This is a genomic window from Geobacter metallireducens GS-15 (assembly GCF_000012925.1).
GTDB classification, from domain to species: domain Bacteria; phylum Desulfobacterota; class Desulfuromonadia; order Geobacterales; family Geobacteraceae; genus Geobacter; species Geobacter metallireducens.
Map to the genome: position 1 here is coordinate 1269901 of NC_007517.1, position 25930 is coordinate 1295830.

Genomic DNA, 25930 nt, shown 5'->3' on the forward strand with positions numbered 1-25930 from the left:
GGGGCTGAAGGTGCACCGAACGGAGCTGTGATAACTCTTGCCATCGGATGGAGATCCCAATGGGAATGATCCGTATTCATACAACCGCCACGAGCCCTCTTGTTGGCCGGAACAATGCCGCGCTTTCCGGAATCCATTTGACTCCGGATGCGGCAGTTCGCCGGATCGTTCGTGCCGGGGCAATCCAGGCCGGTGACTATGATCAACTCAATGACGGGAAGGAAGCGGGTTCTCCCTCCACCGTCGAAACCTGTCGCGAAAATTCGGCAGGCATTCGCCAGTGCCTCCGGACGCCGGAGAAGCGACTGCAACGCACCCCCGGCAGACCCTCACGTCTTGTCCCCGACCTGGAGGAAGCCACGGTAAACGACCTGGAATCGTACATGCCGATGGCCCGTTCCGACCAGTTGCGACAGCAGATGGTGGATGCAATAGTCTCCGACCGACAGCGCAAAGGGACCGATTTCAGCATAATGGTGCGCGGCCGACCGGTCTATGACAGTGATCTCTGGCAGCGGGCAATGCAGCAGCTTCCAGCAGAACAGCGGAGTGAGCCCCGAAACGGCATAACCGTGCATCCCCGAACACAGCTCAACCCCGACCCGCTGCCGCTGGTGCTCATCGGCCCGACTGCCTTCGGCCCCCTCATCGACCCATCCAATCGAGACCTTGTCAGAGAGCTGGTGGTCCGTCTCTACACCGCAATCACCCACGAATACCGGCACGCGACCCAGTGGCAGCGCCCCGCCGAAGCAACGGCCATGGGGAGGGTTCGCCTTGAGGTGGATGCCTTTTTCGCGGATATCGAAAACAGCCGTGCGACGGGGCTGGCAGGCCAGCGGGAGCCGTTTCGCCACACCTGGGACGAGGCGGTCGGCTGGTGGCGGCAGCTCCGCGCCCCCGCCCTGTGGGGCGCCCTTTCCGATGATGAGCGGCGGGCCTATGCCGAGCGATGCCGGCGGGTGTTCGCCGTTGTCCAGTCGGTCCTGGGGCGCGGCGTGAGTTCTCCCTGCGGTCCCTGAACAGAAATGGCGATGGCGCAGGCTACCTCAGTATGTGGAGAATAGGGAGGCGAACATGAAAACTTTCGCCGACAAACTGAAAACCAGCCCTGGGCCCGTCCGACGGACGCCAGTTTCAGAGGTTTCTCTCTATGGGTCACCAGGTAAGAATCGGCTGGAGGTTCAACAGATTATTCGCAGCACCAAAATTCAGCCCAGACTGGTGGTCGGTACACCCAACGATGTCTACGAGCGCGAGGCCGACCACGTGGCGGACGCGGTGATGCGGATGCCCGACGGGACGGTTTTTTCCGGGCTTACCGGCCGCGAGGATGACGCTGTCCAGGCAAAATCTGCCGGTGAGGCCGCACCGATTGCCGGCGAACTCTCCGAGGAGGAAGAGGAAAAGCTCGTCAGTCTCAAAGCGGACGGTGATGGAGAAGTTCCACTTTCTGGCGAATTGGATGAGCGAATACGTGCCTTGGAGGGGGGCGGGGTTCCCCTTGGCGAAGGGGAGAGGGCTTTCTTCGAGCCCCGCTTCGGCGCCGATTTCAGCCAGGTGCGGATCCATACGGGTTCAGCGGCCGAAGAGATGGTCCGGTCGCTGAACGCCCTGGCCTTCACGTTTGGGCAGGACATCGTGTTCGGGGCAGGTCACTATGCACCTGATACCCCAGTGGGCCGGCAGTTGTTGGCCCATGAACTGGTTCATACGGTTCAGCAGAACGGGAGAACGGTGATTCAACGGGGCGGCCAGGATGACCAGGAGCCTGAGGGTAGAAGAGATGGAGACTCCGCCTCCTGAGTTTAAGCCGATGCCTTCACTCCCTGGCGAGGTACGCGAGGCATGAAATTCGGCCGGACCCTGAACCGCCGGGTGGAGCTCTTTCTGGTCCGCACCGCAACCGTTCCCTCTTCGCCCTGAATCAAGGACGCCCTATGAAAGTCTTTCTCCGAAAACCGAACCGCACCGGTCTGCGAAACCAGCATCCCGCGTCTGGAGCATCCTTGCCCCAAGGGGCTTCGTCCAAACAGGTGCGGTTGATCCTTCGGGGCGATCTGCGGCAAGGGATGGTCCTGCGGAAAAAGACCGCCGCAAAAAAGACCGTCTTCTACCAGTTGGTGCTTGACGAGATCGCCGGCGAAGAGAAGAGCGTTTCGGAGTCGGGGGGGATAAACCTCTTTCCCGAGCGCCTCCGGTTTTTCAATAAACTGAAGGACCTGTGCGAGGCCGTCGACGCGGGCGACGCCAAGGAGATTGCCAGTCAGGTGCCGGAGTTCATCAAGGAAGATCCTCCGGTCAATGCCCCCTATGTCATTTTCGATACGGTTTTCCGGGAGTTGGTGGCCCGGATGGCCGTGCAGGGACGCCACGGGGAGGCGCTCAAGCTCCAGGAGTGGTTTCTGGGGCGCAAAAAGAAGGAACAGACATACACCTCGCCGTGGCGAAAATATGCCGAAGAAGCGTATCTGGCGGAAACCGTCGTGGAGCGGGCAACGGCATTCCTGGAATCGGCCGGCGCCGATGGGGCCCTCGGGGCGCTGGACGGGTTCATCGAAGCGCTGCGGTGGCTCCGCGACCGGTATGCCGCCCTGGACATGGACGCCGTCAAGGAGGACGCCCGGAACAATGCCGAGATCGCGACTTTCGGAGGGTCCCTCATGCCGAGCATCAGGCATACCCTGTCCGGGTATTACGGGCAGCTGGTGGAACTGATGAAGGCCGCGGCAACCGGCACCCAGAAGGCCTTCCAGGCCGTCCTCGACCTAGCCGTGGCCGACCTGGAGAAGGGGAAAGGGGGGCGGCTGGGTGAAGCAAAGGAACGGCTTGCGCGGCTCCAGGGCGTGGTGATGCCTGAGGGAAAAATGGAGGAAGGGAAGAGAATTCCCGGCCTCCGCGTGGAAGTCACCAAGTCAGTGTTCAGTGAGAAGAAGGGGCGGCACCTCGATATCTTTCTGGAGGGAAAGGCTGCGGAAAAACGGAGCATCGGCATCGAATACTACGAAAGGGAGATGGGGGGGACCTTTGCTGAGGAGAAGGAACTTCCTCTTGGACGCATACTCCAGGTTCGGCGCAAGCAGATCGAAGTGCTGGAGCTCCTCTACGGCGAGGCCCGCGACAAAACCGGCGCCGTGACGGCCGAGGCGAAGGAGAACCGGGAGCTCATCGAGCAGTCCCTTAAGGGGAGGATGCGGCTCCACAATAACGACGACTGGCGCACCTTCCTCCTGGCCAAGTTCCGGGCACTGGAGCCACAGGTGGGACGGGAGAAGGCCTTTGCCAAGGTGATCGATCTGCTGAGGTTCTACCTCCTCGCCTTCACCACCCACACCCCTTACAACATCGAGGATTTCGGCGTCAACTACCTGAACCGCACCTTCCCCCGGGCGCTGACCGGCCAGCTCATCCACGACTGCGGGGTCTACGCCATCCGGATCGCCTATATCCTTTCCCTGGTCCGCACTGAGCTTGATCTGGAGTTCCGGTTCGTGCGCCTCCCGCTCCACGTGGGGCTCGTGATTACCGGGACGGGGCTCCCGGCGTATGTGGTCCACAACGACCAGTTCATCCCCGTGAGCCAAGCCGAAATGGCCGATCTGCGAAAGCAGTGGCGGGAAACCGACGCGATGGGGGACCCGCGCAAGCCCGCCCCCCTTGACGAGCGGCAGTTCCTGGGAGAGGTTTCCGCCTCGCAGTTCGTCCCCAACGTGGACATCCCGTTCCGTATTATCGACCTTCCACCCCCCAAGGGGAAGCCCGCGGAGATAAAGGATCAGCTCTGGAAGCTCTACACCAGGCGAGTCGCCCCCGCCGAACTCTTCAGCGCCGCCATCGGCAACCCCGGCTCCCCCCACTACCAGTTCGATCTCAAGTATCTGGAACTCCTCAAAATGTATAAAGAATGGTTCAATGAAACCTATGTGCCGTTCTGGAACGCGGAGGGGCGCGGCATCTGGCTTAAGCACCGGGATGCGATCCGCAAGGCCCATGCCCGCCTCCAGGCTGCCGCCGGCGGGACGGGGCAGGCCGAAGCCGAGAACGAGTACCAGAAAACGATCGCTCCCTACCGGCAGGCCCTGGACGTCGCGTTTCAGAAGGTCGAGAATGGGCGGGGAAAGCTTATTGTCTTGCAGGTGGAGATTTCCACGTATTTGGCTGAGCATCCTGAAGTGCTCGCGAAGGGAGCACGGGTAAGTCCTTACCAGCGGCTCGATCTGGGTGGATGGGTAACGGCGTGGTTCTGGCGCTATCTCAGTGAACTTCTCAACGGGGCTGCCGTGGAACCACCCTTTGCCCCGGAGGATAGCTTCCTATGGCCCATTGACTGATCTCTCCATCGGGTCTGGCATCGGCATGGCCCCCCTTCCTTGAGGCGGCGACCCCGATTCCTCCTAAAGTTCCTTTGCAACCTCACGGGCAGCGATTACGACCGGGTCCCAGACCGGTGAGAACGGGGGGGCATAGCCCAGGTCCAGGTTGATCATCTCCTCCACCGTAAAACCGGCATGAAGGGCGGTCGCCAGGGTATCTATCCGCTTGGCCGAGCCTTCCATCCCGACGATCTGCCCTCCCAGCAGGCGGCCGCTCCCCCGTTCCGCCAACACCTTTACGGTTATTCCCCCTGCGCCGGGAAAGTAGCCGGCCCTGGTGCGGCTCTTAATGACGGCGCTGATCCACTCAATCCCCAGTTCCCTGAGTTCCTCTTCCTGGAGGCCGGTCCGTGCGACCTCCACCTGGCATATTTTTGTGACCGCTGTCCCCACGACCCCGGGAAACGTGGCATAGCCGCCCCCCAGGTTGATCCCCGCGACCCTTCCGTGCCGGTTGGCGACGGTGCCGAGGGCGATATGGACGGGTTTGCGGCTCACCAGATGGAACGATTCGGCGCAATCCCCTGCCGCCCAGATACCGGCAACGCCGGTCTGCATCCGTTCGTTCACCCTGATCGACCCCTTCTCCCCGAGGGGGATGCCGGCAGCCGAGGCAAGGGCCGTGTTAGGGCGCACCCCCAGGCCGAGGATCACGATGTCAGCCGGCAGGGTGCGCCTGTCCGTGACCACCCCGGTCACTTTCCCCCCCTTTGTCTCGAACGCGGTGAGAGTCTCCTCCAGATAAAGGCTGACCCCCACATCGCGCAGGGCCTGTGAGACCATGGCCCCCATGTCGTAGTCGAGGGTTCCCATGACCTGCGGTGCCCTGTTGACGAGGGAAACCTCAAGGCCATGCCGTACCAACGCTTCCGCCATCTCCAGGCCGATGTACCCGCCCCCGACGACAACTCCCTTTTTCATCCCCCCCTTGTCGAGACGCCTGCGGATCTCCAGGCCACTTTCAAGGGTGTTCACCCCGCAGATGTCAACGGCATCGGAGCCGGGAAGGTCCGGGCAGAGGGGGACCGCGCCGGTGGCGATCAGAAGCTGGTCGTAGGACTCCCACGCCGACCCGCCGCGCTGCAGATCGCGCACCCGCACCTTTCCCTGTGCCGCGTCGATTTCCACTACCTCATGCAGGGCCCTTGCATCGATTCCATATTTCTCCCGGAACTTTTCCGGGGAACGGATAACGAGCTTTTCTTCCTTGTCGACAACCCGGCCGACGTAGTAGGGAATCCCTCACGCGGAAAAGGACGTGTGGGGGCTTCGCTCGAAAACGACGATCTCCAGTTCGGGCCGGCGGCGCTTCGCCTGGGATGCGGCGCTCATCCCCGCGGCATCTCCGCCGATGACAACGAGTTTTTCCTTGGCCATGATTCGTATCCTCTCCAGATCAATACAGTTTGATGGCAAGACCTGTGTGGAACTGAAATTGATCAATCCCTATGAAATGGGAAACTGCAGTCATGCGGCATGCCCCATGTCCCCGTCAAAACCGGTCTTGCTTAGCGGGGCGGTTCAGGGCTGTGCTCACGTAACCTTTTTGATAGCGTCGCACAAAATGGATTTGACCTCGCCCCAGATCTGCTCCGTTCCCGTTTTGAGGTCTTCCCACTCATCATCGGTGGCGGCAGATATACCCTGCAGTTTTTCCGCGGCTTCATCCCGCTTGAGCTGCAATGCCGTGATCGTGTTGTGATAGTCAAACCTCTCCTCGGGCGTGGCACTTTCCGCCTTGTCCTTGAGCCGATCGATCTGTGCATCCCATTCGACGATTTGTGCCGAGAGTTTTTCCACGTACTCTTTTCGCTCGTCCATGACAGCACCCTCCGCATCAGTCTGAAAGCCGACTTCATACCGGCGCGTTAGCCATTTGGGACCAGACTCTGCCGCGTATGGCGGGAACACTCCCGCATTACGTCCATGTACCAGAGATTCTACCAGCTGTATTGAGTAATTCCACTGCATTACTGGAAAGGTCTAAGCTATCGCGTTCGCGTGGATGTTGGCCGGCTCCTTGTAATCCTCAGATGAGCAAAGGTCTTCTCAAGTGTCCCAAGCTCGACCAGTAAATCTTGAAGTTTCCGGTGGGGTCTGACCACAAAAAACTCCCTTCCGGTGTACCAGAAGAGAGTCTGTGAGTGAAAAGGTCTTTTAAGTTCAGTTTTTCAAGACCTTATGTTTGACTGGCGGAAGCACATGGGAATCGAACCCACCGAGGAGATTTCTCATCCCCCCCACCAGTTTTGAAGACTGGGCCGCCCACCAGCGACGGACGTGCTTCCATAAGCGTTATCGTTACTGCCAAAATAGGATATTTCATCTTGCAAGACAACCCCCAAATTATTGTCGACATAACATCCTTACCTGAACATCCGGCCCTATCGGCACAGATGTAACTTGATGAATATGGTATTAAATGGTATCAATTTGCCTGAAGGATATGGTTGCGAAATTACCCAGAAATTCTTTCGGAGGATCTATGCGACTTCAACTGTTACGATTCGTGGGGGCACTTTCCCTGACAGCGTGCCTCGCTGCACCGACTGCCTTTGCGGCGCCGAAAGAACAAGCCAAGGGGGAAACCCCTGAGGCGGCCGTAAAACGGCTCTTTCCGAAGCTTCCCGCCACCGCGGTGAAAAAAACCGATATCGACGGGTTCTATGAGGTTGTGGCTGACGGGAATATTCTCTATGTCAACGTGAAGACCGGTCACGTGTTTGTGGGTGACATTTTTACGCGGGAGGGGAAAAACCTGACGGCCGAGGCTCGCACCCGCCTCACTGCCGAGCGCTATAAGCTCATTACCGAGGCCGACAAAGAGAAGGCGGTGAAGGTGGGGAACGGCAAGCATGTGGTCATCGAGATCACCGACCCCGACTGCCCCTTCTGCCGCAAGATGCATGAGTACTGGGGAAACCGTCCCGATGTGACGCGTTATGTTTTCTTCCTCCCCCTTGCGATGCATAAGGATGCTGAAAAGAAGGCCCGCTATATCCTGGCGGCCGACAATAAGGAACAAGCCCTCTGGGAGGTCTATTCGGGGGAACTCGACAATAACCGCGAGAAGCTGAACAAGCCCTATGACGACAAGGGGTTGCTCTCCGCGCACAAGGCGGTGGTGGCAAAGCTCGGCATCCAGTCGACCCCTGCCTTCTGGGTAGACGGTACTTTTGTGAATGGCGCGAATATCCCGCTTATCGAAAAGATCATCGGCAAGTGCAACCTCCGGCAAGGAACTGCTCCAGGTGAGCCGAAGGTGTGCGATGATGAGCAGGGGAAGTGACCGGGGAGCAGGTTAACCATCAGTGATCCCGATAAAGGACTATAATCCGACGCGACGCTTTCCCTTGGTGAGCGTCGCTTTTATCGTTCTGAATGTCATCGTTTTCATCCTTGACCGCATTTCCGGTCATTACGAGCCTCTGATCATTGAAACCTCACGGGGGCTGATCAGGACGAGGCAGTTTGTCGGCGGGCTCTCCGCCGACTTTGCCCTCGTTCCGGCGGCCCTCACCTCCCACCCCCTCCTTGCCTGGCCCACCGTGTTCAGCTCCATGTTCCTCCACGGCAACTGGCTTCACATCGGCTCAAATATGCTTTACCTCTGGATCTTCGGCAACAATGTTGAAGACGTTCTGGGACGTGGACGGTTTATCCTCTTTTATTTCACCTGCGGAGCGGTAGCTGCCCTGGCACAGGTCATGAGCGCGCCTGGCTCGGATATTCCGATGGTGGGGGCGAGCGGCGCCGTGGCAGGGGTCATGGGGGCCTATCTTCTCCTCTTTCCCAAGGCGCGGATTCTGACCCTGGTGCCGATCCTGTTCTTTTTTACGTTCCTGGAAGTGCCGGCGTTCATCATTATCGGTTACTGGGTGCTTATCCAGTTTCTGAATGCCACCTGGCTGGGGGGAGGGGAGTTGCTGCGGGGAGGGGTCGCCTATTTTGCCCACATCGGCGGGTTCGTGGCCGGCGTGACCTTTGTCTTGCTTGCGAGGATGGGAAGGCGCGGTGGCTATGGCCGTCTTTAGGGCGATTACGGTGTCGCCTCGAAACTGTTGAAACGAAGAGAGCCAGCCATCCCCTCCTCGGCGAGGCGGTAGCGGTAGGTGAACCTGATCCTTTTCGGAACCTCTCCTTCCTTTAGGGGAATCCGGATGGTGAAGGGGGCGATTTCATCCAGGGAGAACTGGTGCGGAAAGAAAAGGAACGTGCCTTCGCCGATGATTTTCCCGTTGGCGTCAAGAAGCGTCGCCGTGATTTCCGGATCGCTCAGGTAGTAGTAACTCTGATTTTTCAGGGTGCCGTCGATGGTGACGCTTCCCCTGTTGCCGGTCGTCTCCCAGGAGACCAGAAGATCGTAGAATGAGTGACTGTGGGGATACGGGCGGGTGGCCATCATTGACCGATCACCGGCAGCGCACCCGGCCACGAGGACGAACAACGCCGTTAGGGCAATGAGGCGAAATTCCAAGGAGGCACCTCTTTTGATGCTGAACTGTCCCTGCGCGTTTTGGAGCGCGGGGTGCGGTTTCACTATGCCAAAATTATGCTACTATTCAACTATTTAATTGTGCGCTGGTCCCGTGCTGTGCACTTGCCCTGTGGAGGTACTGTTTGGAGTCGGTTTTAGGCGAGTTGGCCGTCATATTCCTTCTTATCCTTGGTAACGGTTTTTTTGCCGGTTCAGAGCTTGCCATCATTTCTGCCCGCAAGAGCAGGATCGCGCAACTGGTCGCCGCCGGCGACCCGAAGGCGAAGATCGTCGAACAACTTCAAGACGATCCGCACCGGTTTCTCGCCACCGTCCAGATCGGGGTCACGCTGGTGGGCTCCCTTGCCTCGGCCGTCGGCGGCGCCACGGCGGTCCGTTACCTGAAACCCCTCCTGGAGGGGAGTTCCATCAAGTTTTTCCATAATGCCGCCGAACCGCTTTCCATCGGCATCGTGGTGGTCCTGATCTCCTACTTTTCCCTCATTTTCGGCGAGTTGGTCCCCAAGACCGTCGGGCTTCAGTACGCGGACCGGATGGCCCTCCATGTGGCCAAGCCGATCAATTTCATGGCTCGCGTCACCGGGGTGGTGGTAAGTTTCCTCACCCTCTCCAATCGGGCTGTCCTCGCCGTGCTGGGGATCAAGGCAGAAGGAGATCAGGCCTTCGTCACCCCCGAGGAGGTCCAGCATATCGTGGCGGAAGGTCACGAGGCGGGTGTATTCAGTTCCACCGAGCAGGAGTTCATCCGCAATATCTTTGATTTTACCCACACCTGTGTCCGGGAGGTGATGGTGCCCCGTACCCGCGTTGTCGCCCTTGATCTGGGACTTTCGCGAGACGAACTGGTCAACACGGTGCTCGAAAACAAGTATTCCCGCTATCCCGTCTACCGGGAGAGCATCGAGAACGTAACTGGTTTTATCCACGGAAAGGATCTTCTCGGGGGAATAGTGACTGACCCTGCCTTCGACATCAAGTCGATCATTCGTCCGCCGTTTTATGTCCCTGAGGGAAAGAAGGTCAATGAGCTGCTGAAGGAAATGCAACGCAAGCGGATTCACATGGCCCTCGTGGTGGACGAATACGGCGGCATCAGCGGCCTTGCCACGACGGAGGATCTTCTGGAGGAACTCGTGGGTGAGATCGAGGATGAGCACGACATCGGCGAGCCGGGGAGCATCCAGCGGCTTCCAGACGGCAGCCTCCTGGTGGACGCCCTCGTCTCCATCAGCGACCTTGCGGAGCATCTGGAAATAAAGCTTGGGGACGATATCCCCTATGATACCCTGGCAGGGCTCATTCTCGATCGGCTTGGCCGTTTCCCGGAAAAGGGGGAGCGCGTTGAGTGGGACCGATTTACCCTCATCTGCGAGGAGGTGAAAAAGACCGCCGTTGTCAAGGTCCGGATCGTGGAAACGGTACCGTCGGATTCAGGTCACGAAGAAGACGGGGATGTGAAGGTCTGAGGTCAAGGATGGATAGAGGACACTTCTACGCGCTGGTGGCATTTTCCTTTTGTGCGATTCTCGGTTACGTGGTCTATGCCATTGTGTCACCGTTTCTGAACTCCCTCGGCTGGGCTGCCGTGATCGGCATACTTACCTTCCCCATTTATCGTCGACTGCGTGCGGGGCTCGGCGCACGGGACACGCTTGCCGCTGGACTCATGACTCCTGCCACGGTTCTCACTCTCGTCGTACCCTTTGTGGGGCTTACCTTTTTTCTCGTTCAGGAGGCAGCCGTCGCCTACGGTTTCCTCGAAAAGATTGCCGCCGATGGGGGCGAATCCCTGGTGATGAGCATCCAGAATCATCCCGTTGTCAAGCCGTGGATCGCGCGCATCGAGGCTTACACCGGCCCACTCGGCTTTGAGATCGACACCCGGTTCCTCCCCGAAATGAAGGAAGTGGCGGCAAGGGTGCTCAACTACTCCAAGGAGATCGTCAAGAACGTCTTTATCTTCAGCATCAAGCTGCTCCTGATGGTGATTACCCTCTTTTTCATCTACCGTGACGGCGAGCGGGTCCAGCGCCATGCCCTTGCCGTCATCCCCCTCACGGAAGCCAACAAGCAGATCCTCACCGATACGGTTCGCCGCGTTCTGAAGGCGGTCATGTATGGCGTCTTTCTCACCTGCCTCGTTCAGGGTGCTCTCGGCGGCATCGGGTTTTGGGCGGCGGGGCTCCCTTCGCCGCTTCTTTTCGGGGCCATCATGGCGGTCTGCGCCCTCATTCCGGTGGTGGGGACGGGGCTCATCTGGCTTCCCGCCGCCATCTACCTCCTGGCAAACGGCGAGGTCGTGAAGGGAATCGGGCTCATTATCTGGGGATTCGTTGCGGTGAGTTCCATCGACAACGTGATCAGGCCCTTCTTCATCAGCGGCAGGGCAAAGCTGCCAGTCCTGGTCATTGCCATCGGCGGCCTCGGCGGATTGGCCTCTTTCGGGCTTCTGGGCGCGGTGGCTGGCCCCATCGTGCTGGCGCTTTTCCTGGCACTGTTCGAGATGTATCGGGATGAGGTGGAAACGGGGGAGGGTAGGGGCAATTCATGAATTGCCCCTACGGTATGGACGCCTTCCGGTGAAGTGTCGATATCAGGCCCGATGCGCCGCTTTGGCCCGGCGGTTGCCGATGGTGACCGAGATGAGGATGGAGATGGCGAGCACTCCCACGATGGTGCCGAGAGAGAAAATGATGGGAATCTGGTAGACATCCACCAAGAGCATCTTCGCCCCCACGTAGACCAGGATGATGGAAACGCCCAACTTGAGGTAGACGAACATCTCCATGACGTTGGAGAGGAGATAGTAGAGGGACCGCAAGCCCATGATCGCGAACACGTTTGATGTGTAGACGATGAAGGGGTCATGGCTTACCGCCAGGACAGCGGGAATCGAGTCGACGGCAAAGATCAGGTCGCTGGACTCGATCATGACCAGGGTCAGAAAAAGCGGCGTGGCCGCCCGGATTCCCCCCTTGTTGATGAAAAAACGGTCATCACGGACTCGCTTGGTGACTGGCACAAACTTCCGTACGAGCCGGATAAGGAAGTTTTTCTCCGGATCGATCTTTTCGTCCCCCCCAAAGGCCATCTTGAAGCCCGTCACTACGAGAATCCCACCGAAGAGGTAGATGATCCAGTGAAACCGCTCGATCAGTTCGATGCCGGTCATGATGAAGATGGCCCGCATTATGAGCGCACCGATGATCCCCCATTTCAGTATCTTGGGCTGGTGGACCTTCGTGATGTGGAAGTAGGAGAAAATCATGATGAAAACGAAGAGGTTATCCACCGACAGGGACTGCTCGATCAGGTAGCCGGTGAAGAACTCCAGCGCCTTCGTGGAACCCATCTCGAAATAGATCCAGACGTTGAAGGCCAATGCCAGGGAAACCCAGACGATGGTCCAGGTGAGGGCCTCGCGGAATCTGATCTCGTGGCTCTTGCGGCTGAAAACTCCCAGGTCGATGACGAACATCACGAGGATGATCGCCCCGAATCCGAGCCACATCATGGTTTGCAGTGACATGTAAATTCTCCGTGGATGGTAGTCGTGGTAGAGGAGGCGGGGACGGCCCGTTACCGTCCCCACGGGGAAGTGCGTCAGAAGGTTCTGTTGTAAGCCATCTGCTCCAGTCGTGCGATCCGCTCCTCCATGGGGGGATGGGTGGAGAAGAGGTTGAGGAGCGCACCGCCCGTGAGCGGATTCACGATGAAAAGGTGGGCCGAGGCAGGGGTCGCCTGTTGCATCGGGACCATCTGCGATGCCATCTGCAGCTTCTTGAGGGCGTTGGCCAGGGCCAGGGGATTACCGCAGATCCGGGCCCCCGACTCGTCGGCCAGGTACTCGCGGGAGCGGGAGACCGCCATCTGGATCAGCATCGCGGCTATGGGGGCGATAATCGCCATGGCAAGCCCGCCGATCATGCCGCCGGCCCCCTCGTCGTCATCGCTGCGCCCGCCGCCGAATATGGCAGCCCACTGGAGCATGTTGCCGAGCATGGAGATGGCCCCCGCGAAGGTTGCCGCGATGGTGGAGACAAGGATGTCGCGGTTCTTTACGTGGGAAAGTTCGTGGGCCATGACCCCTTCCAGTTCCTCCAAGGAGAGGATGCGGAGGATTCCCTCCGTGGCGGCCACGGCGGCATGGTTCGGGTTGCGCCCCGTGGCAAAGGCGTTGGGGCTGTCGCTCGGGATCACGTAGACCCGCGGCATCGGCAGACCGCCTGACGTAGCCAGACGCCGCACCATGCCGTAGAAGGCCGGGTTCTCCGCCTCGGTGATTTCCCTGGCCCCGTACATTTTCAAGACTATCTTGTCCGAGAACCAGTAGGAGAAGAAGTTCATGGCGCAGGCCATGAAGAAGGCGAAGACCATGCCGGACTTGCCGCCAATGGCGCTTCCCATGGCCACCATGAGAAGGGTGAGAAGGGTCAGGAGCAGTGTGGTCTTGAGTCGGTTCATCATGGTTTGATTCCTCCGTTGCTGCCGACGTTTCCTTGTTCCCGGATTTTGATGTGCGGCAGGCGCGTTTAGGGTTTTGCCGGGGCAAATAAAAAAGACCTTTACCCACGGCGTCAATTGGCCTTGGATAAAGGTCTTGCATGCTTCGACGGAAGTCGGAAGCCCCTGGCCCGGGTGTTGCCACCGTGGTGACGGACTTTGGGTCGGCACTGTGTGCCGATTGCTACTCCCCTTTAACGTATTTCAGGGTAATGATTCCGCTTTCCCGTGTCAAGGGTTTTCCTTCAAGGCACGCCTGTCCTTGCTTTTGAAGAGGGAATCCTATAGCATCCACCGTTCATGGGCGATTTGATCCCATGACGTGCCATTCGTCATTACCCAGGAGGATCCGTGGATACCGCCGTTCTGATGACCACCTTCGGCGTCATTTTTCTCGCCGAACTCGGTGACAAGACCCAGCTCACCGCCATGGCACTCGCCATCCGCTACCCCTGGAAAAAAGTCTTCGTGGGCATTGCCGCAGCCTTTGCCCTCCTGAACGTGGGGGCGGTCCTCGTTGGCAAGATTCTGTTCGCGGTCCTTCCGCTGTTTTGGATAAAGTTTATGTCGGGGGGGCTCTTCCTTTTTTTCGGAGTCACCACCCTGCGGGGAGGGGAGGACGCTGACGAGGAGGAAGGGAAGAAGGCGTCTGCCCGGGGGCCGGTGGTCACGTCGTTCGTGATGATTCTCCTGGCCGAGCTCGGGGACAAGACCCAACTCGTCACCACGAGCCTGGCTGCCCAGTACGACTCTCCTCTGGCGGTCTTCACGGGGTCCACCCTGGCCCTGTGGCTTGTCTCTCTTATCGGCATCTTCCTGGGACGACAGCTTATCCGAGTCGTATCGCTTTATACCATCCAGAAGGCGGCAGGAGTCCTCTTCCTTGTCTTCGGCGTCATTGTCCTCTATCAGGCCTTTTCCGGCCGTTGACCGATTGCTTTTTCGGCATCGCATCCGTACAATGGTTGCCGGATACCTATCCTGGCAGAGAGCCTGATGCCTGATAAATACGTCGAAAAATCCTTTCTCTATCTCGTAGCCCTCTCACTCCTACTTCACGTGGGTCTGTTCGCTCTGATCATTCTGTATCCCCAGGCAAAGCCGGTGCTGCGCCAGGAGCCGATCATGATCGATTTGGAGGATATTCCCGATCTGCGTCAGGCACCGATGCCGACCGATTCGCGGAGGGAAGTGCGCCGTCAGGCCGAGCAACCCCGGCGGGTGCCGCGGGAAATGGCGCCGCGGGGAGACCGGGAACGGGACCGTATCGCCTCGCTGCCTCCCGTTGCGAAACCAATACCGTCACGGCCTGCAGTTCCCTATCAGGCCGCGCCGCAGCCCCGTCGGGGCGAGGGAGTGGGGCCGTCGGCCACAAACGGCAGGACAGGGGAGATTCCGGTGCGGGAGGCCCCCCGAGGCGGGGGCATTCTCAAACCACGCGCGTCGGCGGAAGCGCCTGAACTGGCCCAGCTCATGCCGAGCGCCCAGAGACTTGCGAAGATCGAGGAAAGTTACCGGAAGAAGTACCGGGATGATGTGGCGGACGGGGATACGAAGTTTCTCGATACCGACGATATTCAGTTCGGCTCGTTCCTGCGCCGGTTCGAGAACGCAATCTACGGGGTATGGCGTTATCCCCAGGAAGCGGCCCGGCTCGGCATTGAGGGAGTTACGCCTGTAAAAATCACCTTCAACAGGAGTGGTGTCATCGTAAAGTATGAAATTCTGCAGAGTTCGGGGAGCAGAATCCTGGATGACGAGGTGCTGCGGACCCTGCGCATGGTGGGACCGGTCGGCCCCTTTCCCAGGGGGTACGACCGGGACGAGTTCCACCTCATCGCCTTTTTCCAGTACGGCATCGTTCGGGGAGCGAGCAGATCCCTCCGCTGACCGGCCTCAATCCTGCCTTCTGCACAGTCGTTCCCGCAGATACTCCTCAAATTCCGTATTGAACTCTTCCCGCTTGAGCGCCATGTCAACCGTGGCCTTCAGGAATCCCAATTTGTCACCGCAATCGTGGCGTATCCCCTCAAAGAGGCAGCCGTAAATCGCCTCGTCCTTCGAGAGCTTGAGGAGGGCGTCGGTGAGCTGGATTTCCCCCCCCTTGCCCGGTTCCTGCCGCTCCAGGATCGGAAATATCTCGGGGGTGAGGACATAGCGGCCGATGATGGCCATGTCCGAGGGGGCCTCCTCCCGTTTCGGCTTTTCCACCAGATCGGTGACCTCGAAGATACGGTCGGTTATGCCGTTGGCCCTGACGCAGCCGTAGGAGGATATGTTCTCCATGGGCACCTTTTCCAGGGCGAGAACCGGCCCCCGGTACTTGCGGTAGACATCCAGAAGCTGGCCGAGGCACGGTTTCTCGGCATCGATGATGTCGTCGCCGAGGAGCACGGCAAAGGGCTCGTTACCCACGAACTCCCGGGCGCAGAGGATTGCATGGCCAAGCCCCATGGCCTGCTTCTGGCGAACGTAGAAGATGTTCACCATTTCGGCGATGTCCCGCACTTCGCGGAGGGTATCGTTCTTCCCCTTTTCCTGGAGGAGCGCCTCCAACTCGAAGGAGATGTCGAAGTGGTCCTCGATGGCCCGCTTGCCGCGGCCGGTCACGAAGAGTATCTGTTCGATGCCGGCAGCCACCGCCTCTTCCACCACGTACTGGACCAGGGGCTTGTCGATGAGGGGGAGCATCTCCTTGGGTGAAGCCTTGGTGGCCGGAAGGAAGCGGGTGCCGAGGCCCGCCACGGGGAAGACTGCCTTTTTTACCTGCATCGGTGCACTCCTTGCGTTCTCGATCTTGTTACTTGTCTTCGTTTCGTAGTCCGGCCACGATGTTCGGAACAAGCTCTTCCCTTCCCATGGCCATGATGTGGACACCGTCGCAGAAGGGACGCGCCGCTGTCGCAAGCCGCCGGGCGATTGCCACACCTACTTCGAGGGGACGACCGGCGGCTTCCAGTTCGGCAACGATCTCGGGGGGAACCTTGAGTCCGGGGATGTTTTTCGTGATGTAGCGGGCCATGCCGGCCGATTTCAAAAGGATGATGCCGGCGATGATCTTGACGCCCAGGGGGCGCACCGCCTCGCTGAACCGGGCAAGGCGATCGGGAGAGAAGACCGCCTGGGTCTGGAAGAAGCGCGCACCTGCTGATACTTTTTTGGCCAGTTTGGGAAGGGTGAGGTCGAAGGGGTCCGCCTCCGGCGCCGCGGCCGCCCCAGCGAAGAACGATGGGGCTCCCTCCAGGGGGGCGCCGGAGAAGTCCCTCCCCGCGTTCAGTGCTGCGATGGTCTGGAGAAGTTGCACCGAGTCCAGGTCGAAGACCGGCTTGGCGCCGGCATGATCGCCGAAGGAGATGTAATCGCCCGAGAGGGACAGGATGTTGGTTACGCCAAGGGCTGCGGCTGCCAGGAGCTCGCTCTGGAGGGCCATGCGGTTGCGGTCCCGGCAGGTGAGTTGGAGGATCGGTTCGATCCCTTCCCTGGTCAGGAGGGCGGCCGGGGCAAGGGGGGAGATCCGCACGTTCGCCCCCTGGTTGTCGGTCACGTTGATGGCGTCGACAAGGCCCTTGAGGTTTCGCGCCTTCTCCATGAACTCGCCGCAGTCGCACCCCTTGGGGGGGCAGACCTCGGCCGTGATGACAAAACGGTTTGATTCGAGCTTTTCGCGAAGGGTTGAGGACATGGGGGTCGGAGTAATCATTTGTCGAGTTTCAGGCTTCCGGGCCTGAGGTTCCTGGCGAAGTCGCGGGGAGGCTTGATGGCAGTGAGCGGGGCCTCCTTGCCCCTCTCCCGAAGGCGGAGGTATATCTGGTACCAGACACACTCCGCGTCGCCGTTCACTTCGCACCGTCCCTCGTCCATTCCGCCGCAGGGCCCATTCAGGAGACCCTTGGGGCAGACGGTTACCGGACAGATGCCGGCCGTTTCGTTGAGGAGGCATTGGCCGCAGAGGGAGCAGCGTTGCTCGAACTGGCCGAATCGGCGGATGTTGCCGAGGAAGAGGGTGTCAAGGCCGGCGACCGTCAACCGGTCAGAACCGGCGGAGACCGACTGGACACCTGCCCCGCAGGCAAGGACGAGGAGCGCTTCAGCGCCCTTAACCATCTCCCCTTTTGCCCGCAGATCCCGCTGGACCCGGAGCATGTGGCACGCCTCGTCGATCACCACCGATCCGGTCACATCCTTGCCGGCAGCGATCAAATCCTCCTGCATCTGCCAGATCTGCTCTTCGCCGCCGGCCTTGCAGACCGTGGCGCATTTGGCGCAGCCGATCAGGAAGACCCGGGAAACGGGCTCCAGGGCGGCGAGGATTTCGGTAAAGGGTTTCTGTTTGCTGACAATCATAAAAGAATCCGGGACCGGGGATCAAGGACTCGCAAAACATAGGGCGTTGCTGCTCCCCGCTTACCGGTTTCCTTCCCCTGTCTTCTTTGCCGCCTCAAGGGTGTTGTAGAGGAGCATGGTGATGGTCATGGGGCCGACGCCGCCGGGAACGGGGGTGATGGCCGATGCCCGCTGGGATGCTGCGGCGAACTCCACATCCCCCACAAGCTTCTTCTCGCCGACCCGGTTGACTCCCACATCGATGACCACTGCTCCTTCCTTGATCCACTCCCCCTTGATCATCTCGGGAACCCCCACGGCGGCGATGACCACGTCGGCCTCTTTGACCTTCGATGGCAAATCACGGGTTTTCGAGTGGCAGATGGTGACCGTGGCATGCTGCTGGAGGCACATGAGCGCCACCGGCTTGCCGACGATATTTGAGCGCCCCACGACGACCACTTCCTTGCCGGCCAGGTCAACGCCCGCTTCGCGCAGCATGACCATGACGCCATAGGGGGTGCAGGGCTGGAAGGTGGGCTTGCCGACCATAAGCCGGCCGACGTTGTAGGGGTGGAAGCCGTCTACGTCCTTCACCGGCGAGATGGCCTCGAGAATCGTGTCGGAATTGATCTGTTTCGGGAGGGGGAGTTGAACGAGGATTCCGTGGATGGTCGGGTCGCTGTTGAGCCGGGCCACGAGAGCGAGGAGTTCTGCTTCAGTGGTAGTCGCCGGCAGGGTGTGTTTAACGGAGTGCATCCCCAACTCCTGGCAGGCATTGCCTTTCATCCGTACATAGACCTCGCTGGCGGGGTCTTCCCCCACAAGGACCGTGGCAAGGCCGGGGATAATCCCCTTTTCCTTGAGGATCTTGACTTCGGTGGCAATTTCCGCCCTCAGCTTGGCAGCGATGGCTTTTCCGTCAATGATTGTCGACATGCTACGGCTCCTTTGCCTGGAACGGTCCGAAACCGGCACCGTCAATGGATTGGTAACAATCCCAAAATAGTACGGAAGCGTCGCTGTGATGTAAAGATTTTTAACCGGAGCTAAACTAAAATCCCCCGACTCACTGAGCCGGGGGAGGTGATGGTGTGGAAAAAGGAATGGGGTTGCAGGGTTACGCTGCTGCTGATGGGCAGCCGGCACAGCTTCCGCCCGAGGGGCAGGACGGGGCTTCAGACTTCTTTCCGCCGCTGTTGTATCCTTCGGCGTACCATCCTCCTCCCTTGAGGGCGAACCCTGACTGGGAGATGAGCTTTTGCACGGGACCGCCGCACGAAGGACATTCCTTCGCCGGTTCGTCGGAAAACTTCTGGCGCAGCTCGAACTGCTTGTTGCACTCGGTGCATTGGTATTCGTAGAGTGGCATCACACAACCTCCTGCGGTAATCGTTGATTCACTATAGTAATTCACTACGGAAGTTGTCAACCCCGTGTGTGGATGATTGGAAGCGCAATATATGAAATGACTGGGGAAATTAGGGCAGTAGGTTGTGAACAGCCTGAGCCGTGGCGCCAGAAACCCGAATCGTCTTGTGCCGCGACTTATCCCCGGCAATTATGGTGACGGCTGACTTGGGAACCTTGAGTAGTTTTGCGAGGTATTCAGTGCAGAGGCGGTTCGCTTCCCCCTCAACAGGGGGAGATGTCAGGCGAAGCTTGATGGCATCCCCCTGGATGCCGCAGATTCCGTTTTTTGAGGCGCGGGGTTGAACGTGCACGGAGAAGGTGACGCCATCAGCGTTTTCCGTGATTCTGAGTTCCCCGGAAGGGGTGTCACTCTTCATCAAGGGCGAGCATTTTGTAGTGTGTGTCGAGGAGGGACTTGAAGGAACTCTCGAATTGGAGCCGCTGGCGACGGATTTCCTGGACCTGGTCGTTGAGTTGGGCGAGCCTGCGTTCGGCATCGGCCACTATTTTCTCCCCCTTGACCTCGGCCTCGGAGACGAGCAGAGCTGCCTCTTTCTGGGCGTTCGCCTTCATTTCCTCGGTGATCTTCTGGGCGGCGAGCATGGTTTCCCGCAGGTTCTTCTCCTGCTGGGCCATTTGTTCCATCTCGACGGTGGCTCTCTTGCACTGCTCCTTTAACTCGGCGTTCTCCCGCACGAGGCTTTCCATCTCTTCCGCGACCGTCTGGAGAAAGGCGTCCACTTCATGGGGGTCAAGCCCGCCAAGCATCTTGCCCTTGAACTGCTGCTGCTGGATGTCAAGCGGGGTAATTCTCACGGCATCCCTCCCATTCCGAGTTTCATCTTGTAGGCAAGGTCGTAGATGCTGCGCACCAGAAAGCTTTGGAGAAAGTAAATGGCGACGAGCACGATGATCGGTGACAGGTCGAGCCCACCCATGTCGGGAAGGAATCTGCGAACTCGCGAGAGGACCGGCTCGGTGCTCCGGTAGAGGAAGTTCACGATGGGGTTGTAGGGGTCGGGATTAACCCAGGAGATGATCGCCCGTGCAATGAGAATGTAGAGATAGATGGTGAGGAGGATGTCGGCAATCTTGGCGACGGCCAGGAGAAAGTTGGCAAGCACGAACATGGTGTGCCCCTTGGTGGTGGATGAACGACTGTCGCGTTATACAGGAAACAGCAGCCAAGTGTCAAGAAAGCGTCAGTTTTGAGCGGCTTTTTCCCCGGTGTAGATCGTCGCGATTCCAAAGGTGAGATCACGATGGGTGGTGGAATGGAAACCCACGGATCGCATGAGAGTCTTGAATTCCTCTTGCGACGGAAACTCCAGCACGGAATCGGGGAGGTACTTGTAGGCGCTGAAGTTGGAGAAAAGTCCGCCGATCGCCGGCAGCAACCGGAGAAAGTAGAAATAATAGACCCGTTTGAAGAACTGTGAGCGGGGAGTGGAGAACTCGAGGATGACGGCCCGGCCGCCGGGCTTCAGGATGCGCTGCATTTCCGCCAGCCCCTGGCGCCGGTCGACCACGTTGCGGATGCCGAAGGCGATGGTGACCGAGTCAAACGTATTGTCGGGAAAGGGGATCGCCTCGCAGGGGGCGATTTCCAGGGTGATCCGGCGGGCATAGGGGGATTGCGCAACCTTTTCGCGGCCGAGCACCACCATCCCTTCCGTGATGTCGATGCCGATGATGGAGACTGAGTCGGGGGTTTGGCGGGCGATTTCCAGCGCCACGTCGCCGGTTCCGGTGGCAACGTCGAGGATTTTTCCCCCCTCGCTCCATCGGGCGCATTGTACGGCGATGCGCCGCCAGCGCCGGTCGATGCCGAAGCTCAGGAGCCGGTTGAGGAAGTCGTACCGGGGGGCAATGTCGGAGAACATCTCCCGGATCTGCTCGCCTTTTTCGCTCAGTTTATACATCGTAAATTTTCTATCCTTTTGCGGGTAATGGTGGTATAAATCCTGATTCTTTCTGGGCATACAGACCGATATTTTTAGCACAAAACCTCACTCCATGCCAGAAAAAACGGATTTTCGGAGCGTGGTGGTGCAGGTTTCCCGGGGACGTCCCCTGTATGGACTTGGGGGGGCGAACCGAGAAAGGGAAGGGTAAGAGGAGATGGTTCCCGTGATCCGGTGGCAGGATGTCGCCGACATCATCATTATGAGCTTTCTTGCCTATCAGCTTTACAGCTGGTTCAGGCATACCAGGGCCATGCAGGTTCTTATCGGCATGGTCTTTTTGGTGGGGGTGTATTTTATAACCAAGAACCTGGGGCTCTTTATGACGAGCTGGATACTCCAGGAACTCGGCACGGTCCTCTTTGTTCTCATTATTGTCATTTTTCAGGCGGAGATTCGACAGGCCCTCTACCGCTTCAGTCTGTTGCGGAATTTCTTTGGAAGGCAGGATGGCGGAGGGTTGATTGATCTTGCGGATATTTCCTCAACAATCTTTCGCCTTGCCAAAGAGCGCACCGGTGCAATCGTTGTCTTTCAGCGGCATGAATCGCTTGATGATTACCTTCTTCATGGTGTCCCCCTCGACAGTATTCCGAACGGGCAGCTCATTGAATGTATTTTTCAGGACGGAACTCCTCTCCATGACGGCGCCGTTATCGTTAAGGAGGGGCGTATAACCCAGGCATCGTGCCACCTTCCCCTTTCGATGAAGACAGAACTCCCTCGTCATTTCGGTACTCGGCATCGAGCAGGAATCGGCCTCAGTGAGCGCTGTGATGCCGCCGTGGTAATCGTTTCCGAAGAACGGGGGGAGGTTGGCCTGGCACTTGCAGGAGAACTTGAGGCAGTTGCAACTGCCGAGAGTCTGGCGGAGAAACTCCAGGGACTCCTCTATCCCCAGCGCCAGGAGAAGGTTCACATCTCGCTGGGGCAGCGGCTGGTTAGCAATCTGGTCCCTAAGCTTGTGACCACGTTGGTGGTGTTTGTAAGCTGGCTCATTATAACGACTAAGCAGGGGGCGATTTTTACGGTCACTGTCCCGATCAAATTCCATAACTTGCCGGGAAATGCGGTGTTGTTGAAAAGCAGTCCCGAGGAGGTTGAGGCCCAGCTAAAGGTCTTTTCGAGTCTCATCCCGTCGCCGAAACAACTCGATGTCGTAGCCGACCTGGATCTCGCCAAAGTAAGGGAAGGGAGCAATACTTTGGCTATCACGGAGAGTGACTTGAACCTTCCACTCGGGGTTGTGGTCACCAGCGTGAATCCGTCGGTGGTAAAAGTGAGCATCAGCAAGAAGATAAAGAAGGCTCTCCAGGTCCGGCCTGTACTGAAGGGGACCCCCTCAGGGCGTCAACGGCTGCAACGGGTGCGTGTTGAGCCTCAGGAGGTGGTTGTGGAGGGGCCGGAACATGTGCTGGCGGGCCTCGATACCCTCAATACCGAAGTAATTAACCTGGAGGGAATCCGCCAGAGCACCGTTGTGGAGTCAAGGCTCGTCTCGCCGTCGCCGCAGCTTAGGATCCTGAATGACGAGCCCGTCAGGGTGAGGATCGTGACCACGGGAAGACGCTGATGTTGGCCGGGGGGGGAATAAAGGTTGACAGATGAGAGATGGTTTGTTATAAAAAGCTCGTTTTCGTTTCAATTTAATAAAACAAATGAAGGAGGGGATATGAGCCTGCGATTGCGACTTACAGCGCTTTCCGTAATCCTCTTAGCCTTTCCCGCCCTGTCCCACGCCGCAAAAACCCACAAGATCAGAAAAAGCGAAACCGTTTACTCTATCGCGAAGAAGTACCACGTTAGTGCGAAAGATCTAAAATCGGCCAACAACCTCACTAATGCCCGGATAAAGCCGGGAACAGTGCTTGTCATCCCGTCTCGCGCCGCAGCAGAGTCAAGCGCGGACTCTTCCACCCCTGCCAGCTATAAGGTGAAAAAAGGTGATACCCTGGCAAAGGTTGCGCGGAAGACCGGCGTTTCCGTGGCTGAGTTGCGACGTTTGAACGGCATAGGGAAGGGCAGACTCAAGCCCGGTCGTCTCCTTGCACTCCAGGCAGTGGAATCCAATGAAACGGTTACCGCGAAGCTTTCCCTGAAAAAGCCCCTGAAACACCTTGATATCTACGATGAAAAAGAATACGAGCAGAGTCTGAGCGAGTTGGTGGAGTTGGACCCGAACCGTCCAGCTGACTTCACGAAGAGCGTGAAACTCGATGTCGATGGTGTCTCTGAACTCAAAAAAACTGCCTACAGCTTCATCGGCACCAAGTATCGTTTCGGCGGCACCACCCGTCGGGGGCTCGACTGTTCCAGTTTTGTCCAGCACGTCTTCCGCGAGCTCGACGTAACTCTTCCCCGCACGGCCCGGGAACAGTTCCATGTGGGAAATTCGGTTGCTCCCGGCGACCTGCAGAAGGGTGACCTCCTCTTCTTCCAGACCTATGCGCGTTTCCCGTCCCATGTTGGCATCTATCTCGGCAACAACAAGATGATTCACGCCTCGTCGCGAGACCGTCGGGTCGTTATTTCCTCTGTTGATACTCCCTACTACCGTTCCCGTTTCCTTGGTGCGAAGCGGATTGCCGAGGTTAATCCCGATATCCTGAAACTCGATGACCTGATTTCCGGTGTTGAGGAAGAAGGGCTCGAGGAAATTTTGACGAATGACACCCTTGGGGTCAGTCTTTTGAAATAGGGTTTTCGCCCTGCGTCGTTTGCGCACGAAAAAATCCGGCTCTTGCGGCCGGATTTTTTTTTGAGGTGTCCATGCTTCCTCTTATCGTGACAGCCGCCGTTATCGAGCATGAAGGCAAGATCCTTTTAACCAGGAGAAAGCCCGATGCTCCCTATCCGCTGCTCTGGGAGTTCCCCGGTGGCAAGCTGGAGCCCGAGGAACACCCAGAAGCATGTATTGTTCGGGAGGTTCGCGAGGAACTGGCCATGGATGTTTCTGTCCACGGGATATATGATGTGGTCTATTACCGTTACCCGGAGCGACCAGTGCTGGTTTTGGCCTACCGGTGCGCCTGGACTGGCGGGGAATTGCGCGAACTGGACGTGGCCGACCACAGTTGGGTTGATCCCGCGGATATTCTCCGCTTCGATCTCCTTCCCGCCGACTACCCTCTGGCGAAGAAGATAGTTCACGAGTTCAGCGATGCGGATACTACTCGTCTCTAGGCCCCATCCAGAAGGGGCCCGTGACCCGTTCACCTCACTCCTGCCCACGGGGCTCGGCTACCTCAACGCTGTTCTGAGAGAAAATGGTTTTACGTCCTCCCTTGCCAACCTCTCTACTGCTTCCTGGCGCCAGGTGGAAGAACTGCTCCGACGGGAGCGTCCTGCCATCCTTGGTATCTCCGTTTTTACCCACAACCGTTTCGAATCCCTTCGACTTGCCGCCTTGGCGAAGAAAGTCGACCCCACCTGTCTAACAATCTTTGGCGGTCCCCATGCAACCCACGCTTTCGAGTCTATCCTGGTTAAGTATCGGGAGGTGGACGGGGTGATCCTCGGTGAGGGGGAGGAGACTTTTCTCGACCTCGCACGGGCTGTCGAGCGGGGCGATCGCAGTCTGACCGGCATAGTGGGACTGGCTTATCGCAAGGGCGCCAAGGTTCACTCCGTGAAGCGACCCCCTGTTGCGGATCTCGACGTGCTCCCGCTGCCGGCACTCCACATGAATGATGCCTGGGGATGCGACGTGCGCCGCCAGTTGGAATTCATCATCACCTCCCGCGGATGTCCCGCTGCCTGCCGCTTCTGTTCGTCGCCGCGTTTTTGGGGGAAGTCACTCCGTTTCCGCTCGCCACGAGCCATGGTCGATGAGATCCGCGCCATTCGCGACCGCTACGGCCTTATCTATTTTTCTCTCCGTGACGATACCTTTACTGTTCGCAAGGATCGGGTGATTGACTTTTGCCGGTTGCTTCTGGAGGAAAAGGTCCATATCCTCTGGAACTGCCAGTCGCGGGTGAACGCCGTGGACGAGGAGATGCTCATCTGGATGCGTAGGGCCGGGTGCGAATGCGTCCAGTACGGCGTCGAGTCGGGGTCGGAGAAAATACTCGCGTATCTCGGTAAGCAGATCACCCCCGAGCAGGTCCGAAGGGCCGCTAAGGCCACCCGGCGTGCCGGGATAAGCCTCTCCATTTACCTGATCTCCGGAGTGCCCGGGGAGACTGACGATGACCTGCAGGCGACCCTTACGCTCATCAGCAACATCCTCCCCCATGATGGCCATGTGGCCCCCTTGGCATACTACCCCGGGACGGCTCTCTTCGATGAAGCGGTGAGAGAGGGGCGGGTGGGCGCTGATCTCTTTGAAAGGGAGAGGGGAGCGGCCCTGTATGTGCGACGCGATCCGTTCGTTGCCCGCTCGATGGAGACGCTCTTGCGGGCATTGACCCGTGTCGAGAGGAAAGCCCGGTTTGGGCCGGCCGACTTCACTGCCCAGCGCGAGTTTCTTGGCTACTGCCACGGGACGAATCTTGGGCAGGGCGAGTGGCTTGAAGCCAAAGGAGATATAGGAAAGGCTGAGGCCCTGTATCGTGAGATCGTCGAGCGGCAGCCGGAAAATCCCTGGGGGTGGCTGGCCCTTGGAGGTCTCCATGGTTCACGGGGAGATGTGACGCGGGCAGGAAAGGCTTTTGAGCGGGCTATCTCACTTGTGCCCGCTCATGTTCCTGCTTACCTGGCACTTGGTGACCTGCGCCTTGAGGAGGGTGATCAAAGGGGAGCAAAGCAGCTATACGAGACGGCGAAAAGGCTCAATCCGCGGGATACCGATGTCGGGGAGCGTTTGCGTATGGTGGTGGCGGAGCGTGGTACGAAAAAAGGCGACACCTGAAGGA

At 58.7% G+C, this 25930-nt stretch carries 27 protein-coding genes and 1 tRNA gene; 13 read left to right on the forward strand and 15 right to left on the reverse strand.

The window, feature by feature from the left end; genetic code table 11:
* Nucleotides 1-59 precede the first annotated feature (59 nt).
* From GMET_RS05735 to GMET_RS05745, 3 genes are all read left to right on the forward strand, one after another.
* Nucleotides 60-1022, forward strand: coding sequence for a hypothetical protein (locus tag GMET_RS05735; protein ID WP_004513409.1), 963 nt, complete (start codon nt 60-62; stop codon nt 1020-1022).
* 202 nt (nt 1023-1224) lie between these two features.
* Nucleotides 1225-1806, forward strand: a complete 582-nt coding sequence (locus tag GMET_RS05740) for an eCIS core domain-containing protein (RefSeq protein ID WP_238378983.1) — start codon at nt 1225-1227, stop codon at nt 1804-1806.
* Between the two features lie 134 nt (nt 1807-1940).
* On the forward strand, nt 1941-4331 hold the full coding sequence (locus tag GMET_RS05745; protein WP_004513411.1) for a hypothetical protein: 2391 nt from the start codon (nt 1941-1943) through the stop codon (nt 4329-4331).
* Between the two features lie 63 nt (nt 4332-4394).
* Here the strand turns inward: GMET_RS05745 and GMET_RS05750 are convergent, their stop codons facing one another.
* The 3 genes from GMET_RS05750 to GMET_RS05760 all read right to left on the reverse strand — a co-directional run bounded on the left by GMET_RS05750 (nt 4395) and on the right by GMET_RS05760 (nt 6661).
* Nucleotides 4395-5750, reverse strand: coding sequence for an FAD-dependent oxidoreductase (locus GMET_RS05750; protein ID WP_011365774.1), 1356 nt, complete (start codon nt 5748-5750; stop codon nt 4395-4397).
* A gap of 156 nt (nt 5751-5906) precedes the next feature.
* Nucleotides 5907-6194 (reverse strand): hypothetical protein, encoded by a 288-nt coding sequence (locus GMET_RS05755; protein ID WP_004513414.1) that lies wholly within the window; start codon nt 6192-6194, stop codon nt 5907-5909.
* Nucleotides 6195-6563: 369 nt separating this feature from the next.
* Nucleotides 6564-6661: transfer RNA gene (locus GMET_RS05760), tRNA-Sec, on the reverse strand.
* A gap of 197 nt (nt 6662-6858) precedes the next feature.
* On the opposite strand from GMET_RS05760, the gene GMET_RS05765 reads away from it, so the two are divergent.
* Both GMET_RS05765 and GMET_RS05770 read left to right on the forward strand, forming a co-directional pair.
* The gene (locus GMET_RS05765; RefSeq protein WP_004513415.1) at nt 6859-7662 is read left to right on the forward strand and encodes a DsbC family protein; all 804 of its coding nucleotides are present in this window, start codon (nt 6859-6861) and stop codon (nt 7660-7662) included.
* A 22-nt stretch (nt 7663-7684) separates the two neighbouring features.
* Nucleotides 7685-8407, forward strand: coding sequence for a rhomboid family intramembrane serine protease (locus GMET_RS05770; protein WP_004513416.1), 723 nt, complete (start codon nt 7685-7687; stop codon nt 8405-8407).
* 5 nt (nt 8408-8412) lie between these two features.
* Here GMET_RS05770 and GMET_RS05775 read toward each other — a convergent pair whose 3' ends face one another.
* On the reverse strand, nt 8413-8850 hold the full coding sequence (locus tag GMET_RS05775) for an FxLYD domain-containing protein (protein WP_004513417.1): 438 nt from the start codon (nt 8848-8850) through the stop codon (nt 8413-8415).
* A 143-nt stretch (nt 8851-8993) separates the two neighbouring features.
* Between GMET_RS05775 and GMET_RS05780 the strand changes: the two genes are divergently transcribed.
* Nucleotides 8994-10337, forward strand: a complete 1344-nt coding sequence (locus GMET_RS05780) for a hemolysin family protein (protein ID WP_004513418.1) — start codon at nt 8994-8996, stop codon at nt 10335-10337.
* Nucleotides 10338-10345: 8 nt separating this feature from the next.
* Complete coding sequence (locus tag GMET_RS05785) at nt 10346-11422, forward strand: AI-2E family transporter (protein WP_004513419.1); 1077 nt, start codon at nt 10346-10348, stop codon at nt 11420-11422.
* Between the two features lie 42 nt (nt 11423-11464).
* Here GMET_RS05785 and GMET_RS05790 read toward each other — a convergent pair whose 3' ends face one another.
* Together GMET_RS05790 and htpX are read right to left on the reverse strand one after the other, a co-directional pair.
* Entirely contained in the window at nt 11465-12400 is a 936-nt protein-coding gene (locus GMET_RS05790) for a TerC family protein (RefSeq protein ID WP_004513420.1), read from the reverse strand.
* Between the two features lie 74 nt (nt 12401-12474).
* On the reverse strand, nt 12475-13335 hold the full coding sequence (htpX, locus tag GMET_RS05795; RefSeq protein WP_187148478.1) for a zinc metalloprotease HtpX: 861 nt from the start codon (nt 13333-13335) through the stop codon (nt 12475-12477).
* A 390-nt stretch (nt 13336-13725) separates the two neighbouring features.
* On the opposite strand from htpX, the gene GMET_RS05800 reads away from it, so the two are divergent.
* Together GMET_RS05800 and GMET_RS05805 are read left to right on the forward strand one after the other, a co-directional pair.
* Nucleotides 13726-14304: a TMEM165/GDT1 family protein gene (locus GMET_RS05800; protein WP_004513422.1), complete on the forward strand. Its 579-nt coding sequence runs from the start codon at nt 13726-13728 to the stop codon at nt 14302-14304.
* Nucleotides 14305-14370: 66 nt separating this feature from the next.
* Nucleotides 14371-15264: an energy transducer TonB gene (locus GMET_RS05805; protein ID WP_004513423.1), complete on the forward strand. Its 894-nt coding sequence runs from the start codon at nt 14371-14373 to the stop codon at nt 15262-15264.
* 6 nt (nt 15265-15270) lie between these two features.
* Here the strand turns inward: GMET_RS05805 and galU are convergent, their stop codons facing one another.
* The 9 genes from galU to ubiE all read right to left on the reverse strand — a co-directional run bounded on the left by galU (nt 15271) and on the right by ubiE (nt 21032).
* Nucleotides 15271-16146 carry a UTP--glucose-1-phosphate uridylyltransferase GalU gene (galU, locus tag GMET_RS05810; RefSeq protein WP_004513424.1) on the reverse strand — a complete coding sequence of 292 codons (876 nt, stop codon included), beginning with the start codon at nt 16144-16146 and terminating at the stop codon, nt 15271-15273.
* 28 nt (nt 16147-16174) lie between these two features.
* Nucleotides 16175-17056: a methylenetetrahydrofolate reductase gene (locus tag GMET_RS05815; protein WP_011365775.1), complete on the reverse strand. Its 882-nt coding sequence runs from the start codon at nt 17054-17056 to the stop codon at nt 16175-16177.
* 14 nt (nt 17057-17070) lie between these two features.
* On the reverse strand, nt 17071-17718 hold the full coding sequence (locus GMET_RS05820; protein WP_004513426.1) for a methylenetetrahydrofolate reductase C-terminal domain-containing protein: 648 nt from the start codon (nt 17716-17718) through the stop codon (nt 17071-17073).
* Between the two features lie 60 nt (nt 17719-17778).
* Complete coding sequence (gene folD, locus GMET_RS05825) at nt 17779-18636, reverse strand: bifunctional methylenetetrahydrofolate dehydrogenase/methenyltetrahydrofolate cyclohydrolase FolD (protein WP_004513427.1); 858 nt, start codon at nt 18634-18636, stop codon at nt 17779-17781.
* Between the two features lie 181 nt (nt 18637-18817).
* The gene (locus GMET_RS05830; RefSeq protein WP_004513428.1) at nt 18818-19069 is read right to left on the reverse strand and encodes an FmdB family zinc ribbon protein; all 252 of its coding nucleotides are present in this window, start codon (nt 19067-19069) and stop codon (nt 18818-18820) included.
* A 109-nt stretch (nt 19070-19178) separates the two neighbouring features.
* On the reverse strand, nt 19179-19487 hold the full coding sequence (locus tag GMET_RS05835; protein ID WP_004513429.1) for a DUF167 domain-containing protein: 309 nt from the start codon (nt 19485-19487) through the stop codon (nt 19179-19181).
* A complete protein-coding gene (locus GMET_RS05840; RefSeq protein WP_004513430.1) occupies nt 19477-19926 on the reverse strand; it encodes a DivIVA domain-containing protein in 450 nt (149 codons plus the stop codon). The genes GMET_RS05835 and GMET_RS05840 overlap by 11 nt, the downstream gene beginning before the upstream one ends.
* Nucleotides 19923-20240 carry a YggT family protein gene (locus GMET_RS05845; RefSeq protein WP_004513431.1) on the reverse strand — a complete coding sequence of 106 codons (318 nt, stop codon included), beginning with the start codon at nt 20238-20240 and terminating at the stop codon, nt 19923-19925. The genes GMET_RS05840 and GMET_RS05845 overlap by 4 nt, the downstream gene beginning before the upstream one ends.
* 72 nt (nt 20241-20312) lie before the next feature.
* On the reverse strand, nt 20313-21032 hold the full coding sequence (gene ubiE / locus GMET_RS05850; protein WP_004513432.1) for a bifunctional demethylmenaquinone methyltransferase/2-methoxy-6-polyprenyl-1,4-benzoquinol methylase UbiE: 720 nt from the start codon (nt 21030-21032) through the stop codon (nt 20313-20315).
* Between the two features lie 199 nt (nt 21033-21231).
* Here ubiE and cdaA point away from each other — a divergent pair, with 199 nt between their 5' ends.
* The 4 genes from cdaA to GMET_RS05870 all read left to right on the forward strand — a co-directional run bounded on the left by cdaA (nt 21232) and on the right by GMET_RS05870 (nt 25926).
* The gene (gene cdaA / locus GMET_RS05855; RefSeq protein ID WP_011365777.1) at nt 21232-22647 is read left to right on the forward strand and encodes a diadenylate cyclase CdaA; all 1416 of its coding nucleotides are present in this window, start codon (nt 21232-21234) and stop codon (nt 22645-22647) included.
* 99 nt (nt 22648-22746) lie between these two features.
* Entirely contained in the window at nt 22747-23772 is a 1026-nt protein-coding gene (locus GMET_RS05860; protein WP_011365778.1) for a C40 family peptidase, read from the forward strand.
* A 71-nt stretch (nt 23773-23843) separates the two neighbouring features.
* Nucleotides 23844-24257 carry a (deoxy)nucleoside triphosphate pyrophosphohydrolase gene (locus GMET_RS05865; protein WP_004513436.1) on the forward strand — a complete coding sequence of 138 codons (414 nt, stop codon included), beginning with the start codon at nt 23844-23846 and terminating at the stop codon, nt 24255-24257.
* Nucleotides 24235-25926, forward strand: coding sequence for a B12-binding domain-containing radical SAM protein (locus GMET_RS05870; protein WP_004513437.1), 1692 nt, complete (start codon nt 24235-24237; stop codon nt 25924-25926). Before GMET_RS05865 ends, GMET_RS05870 begins: the two co-directional genes overlap by 23 nt.
* The last annotated feature ends 4 nt before the right edge of the window (nt 25927-25930 follow it).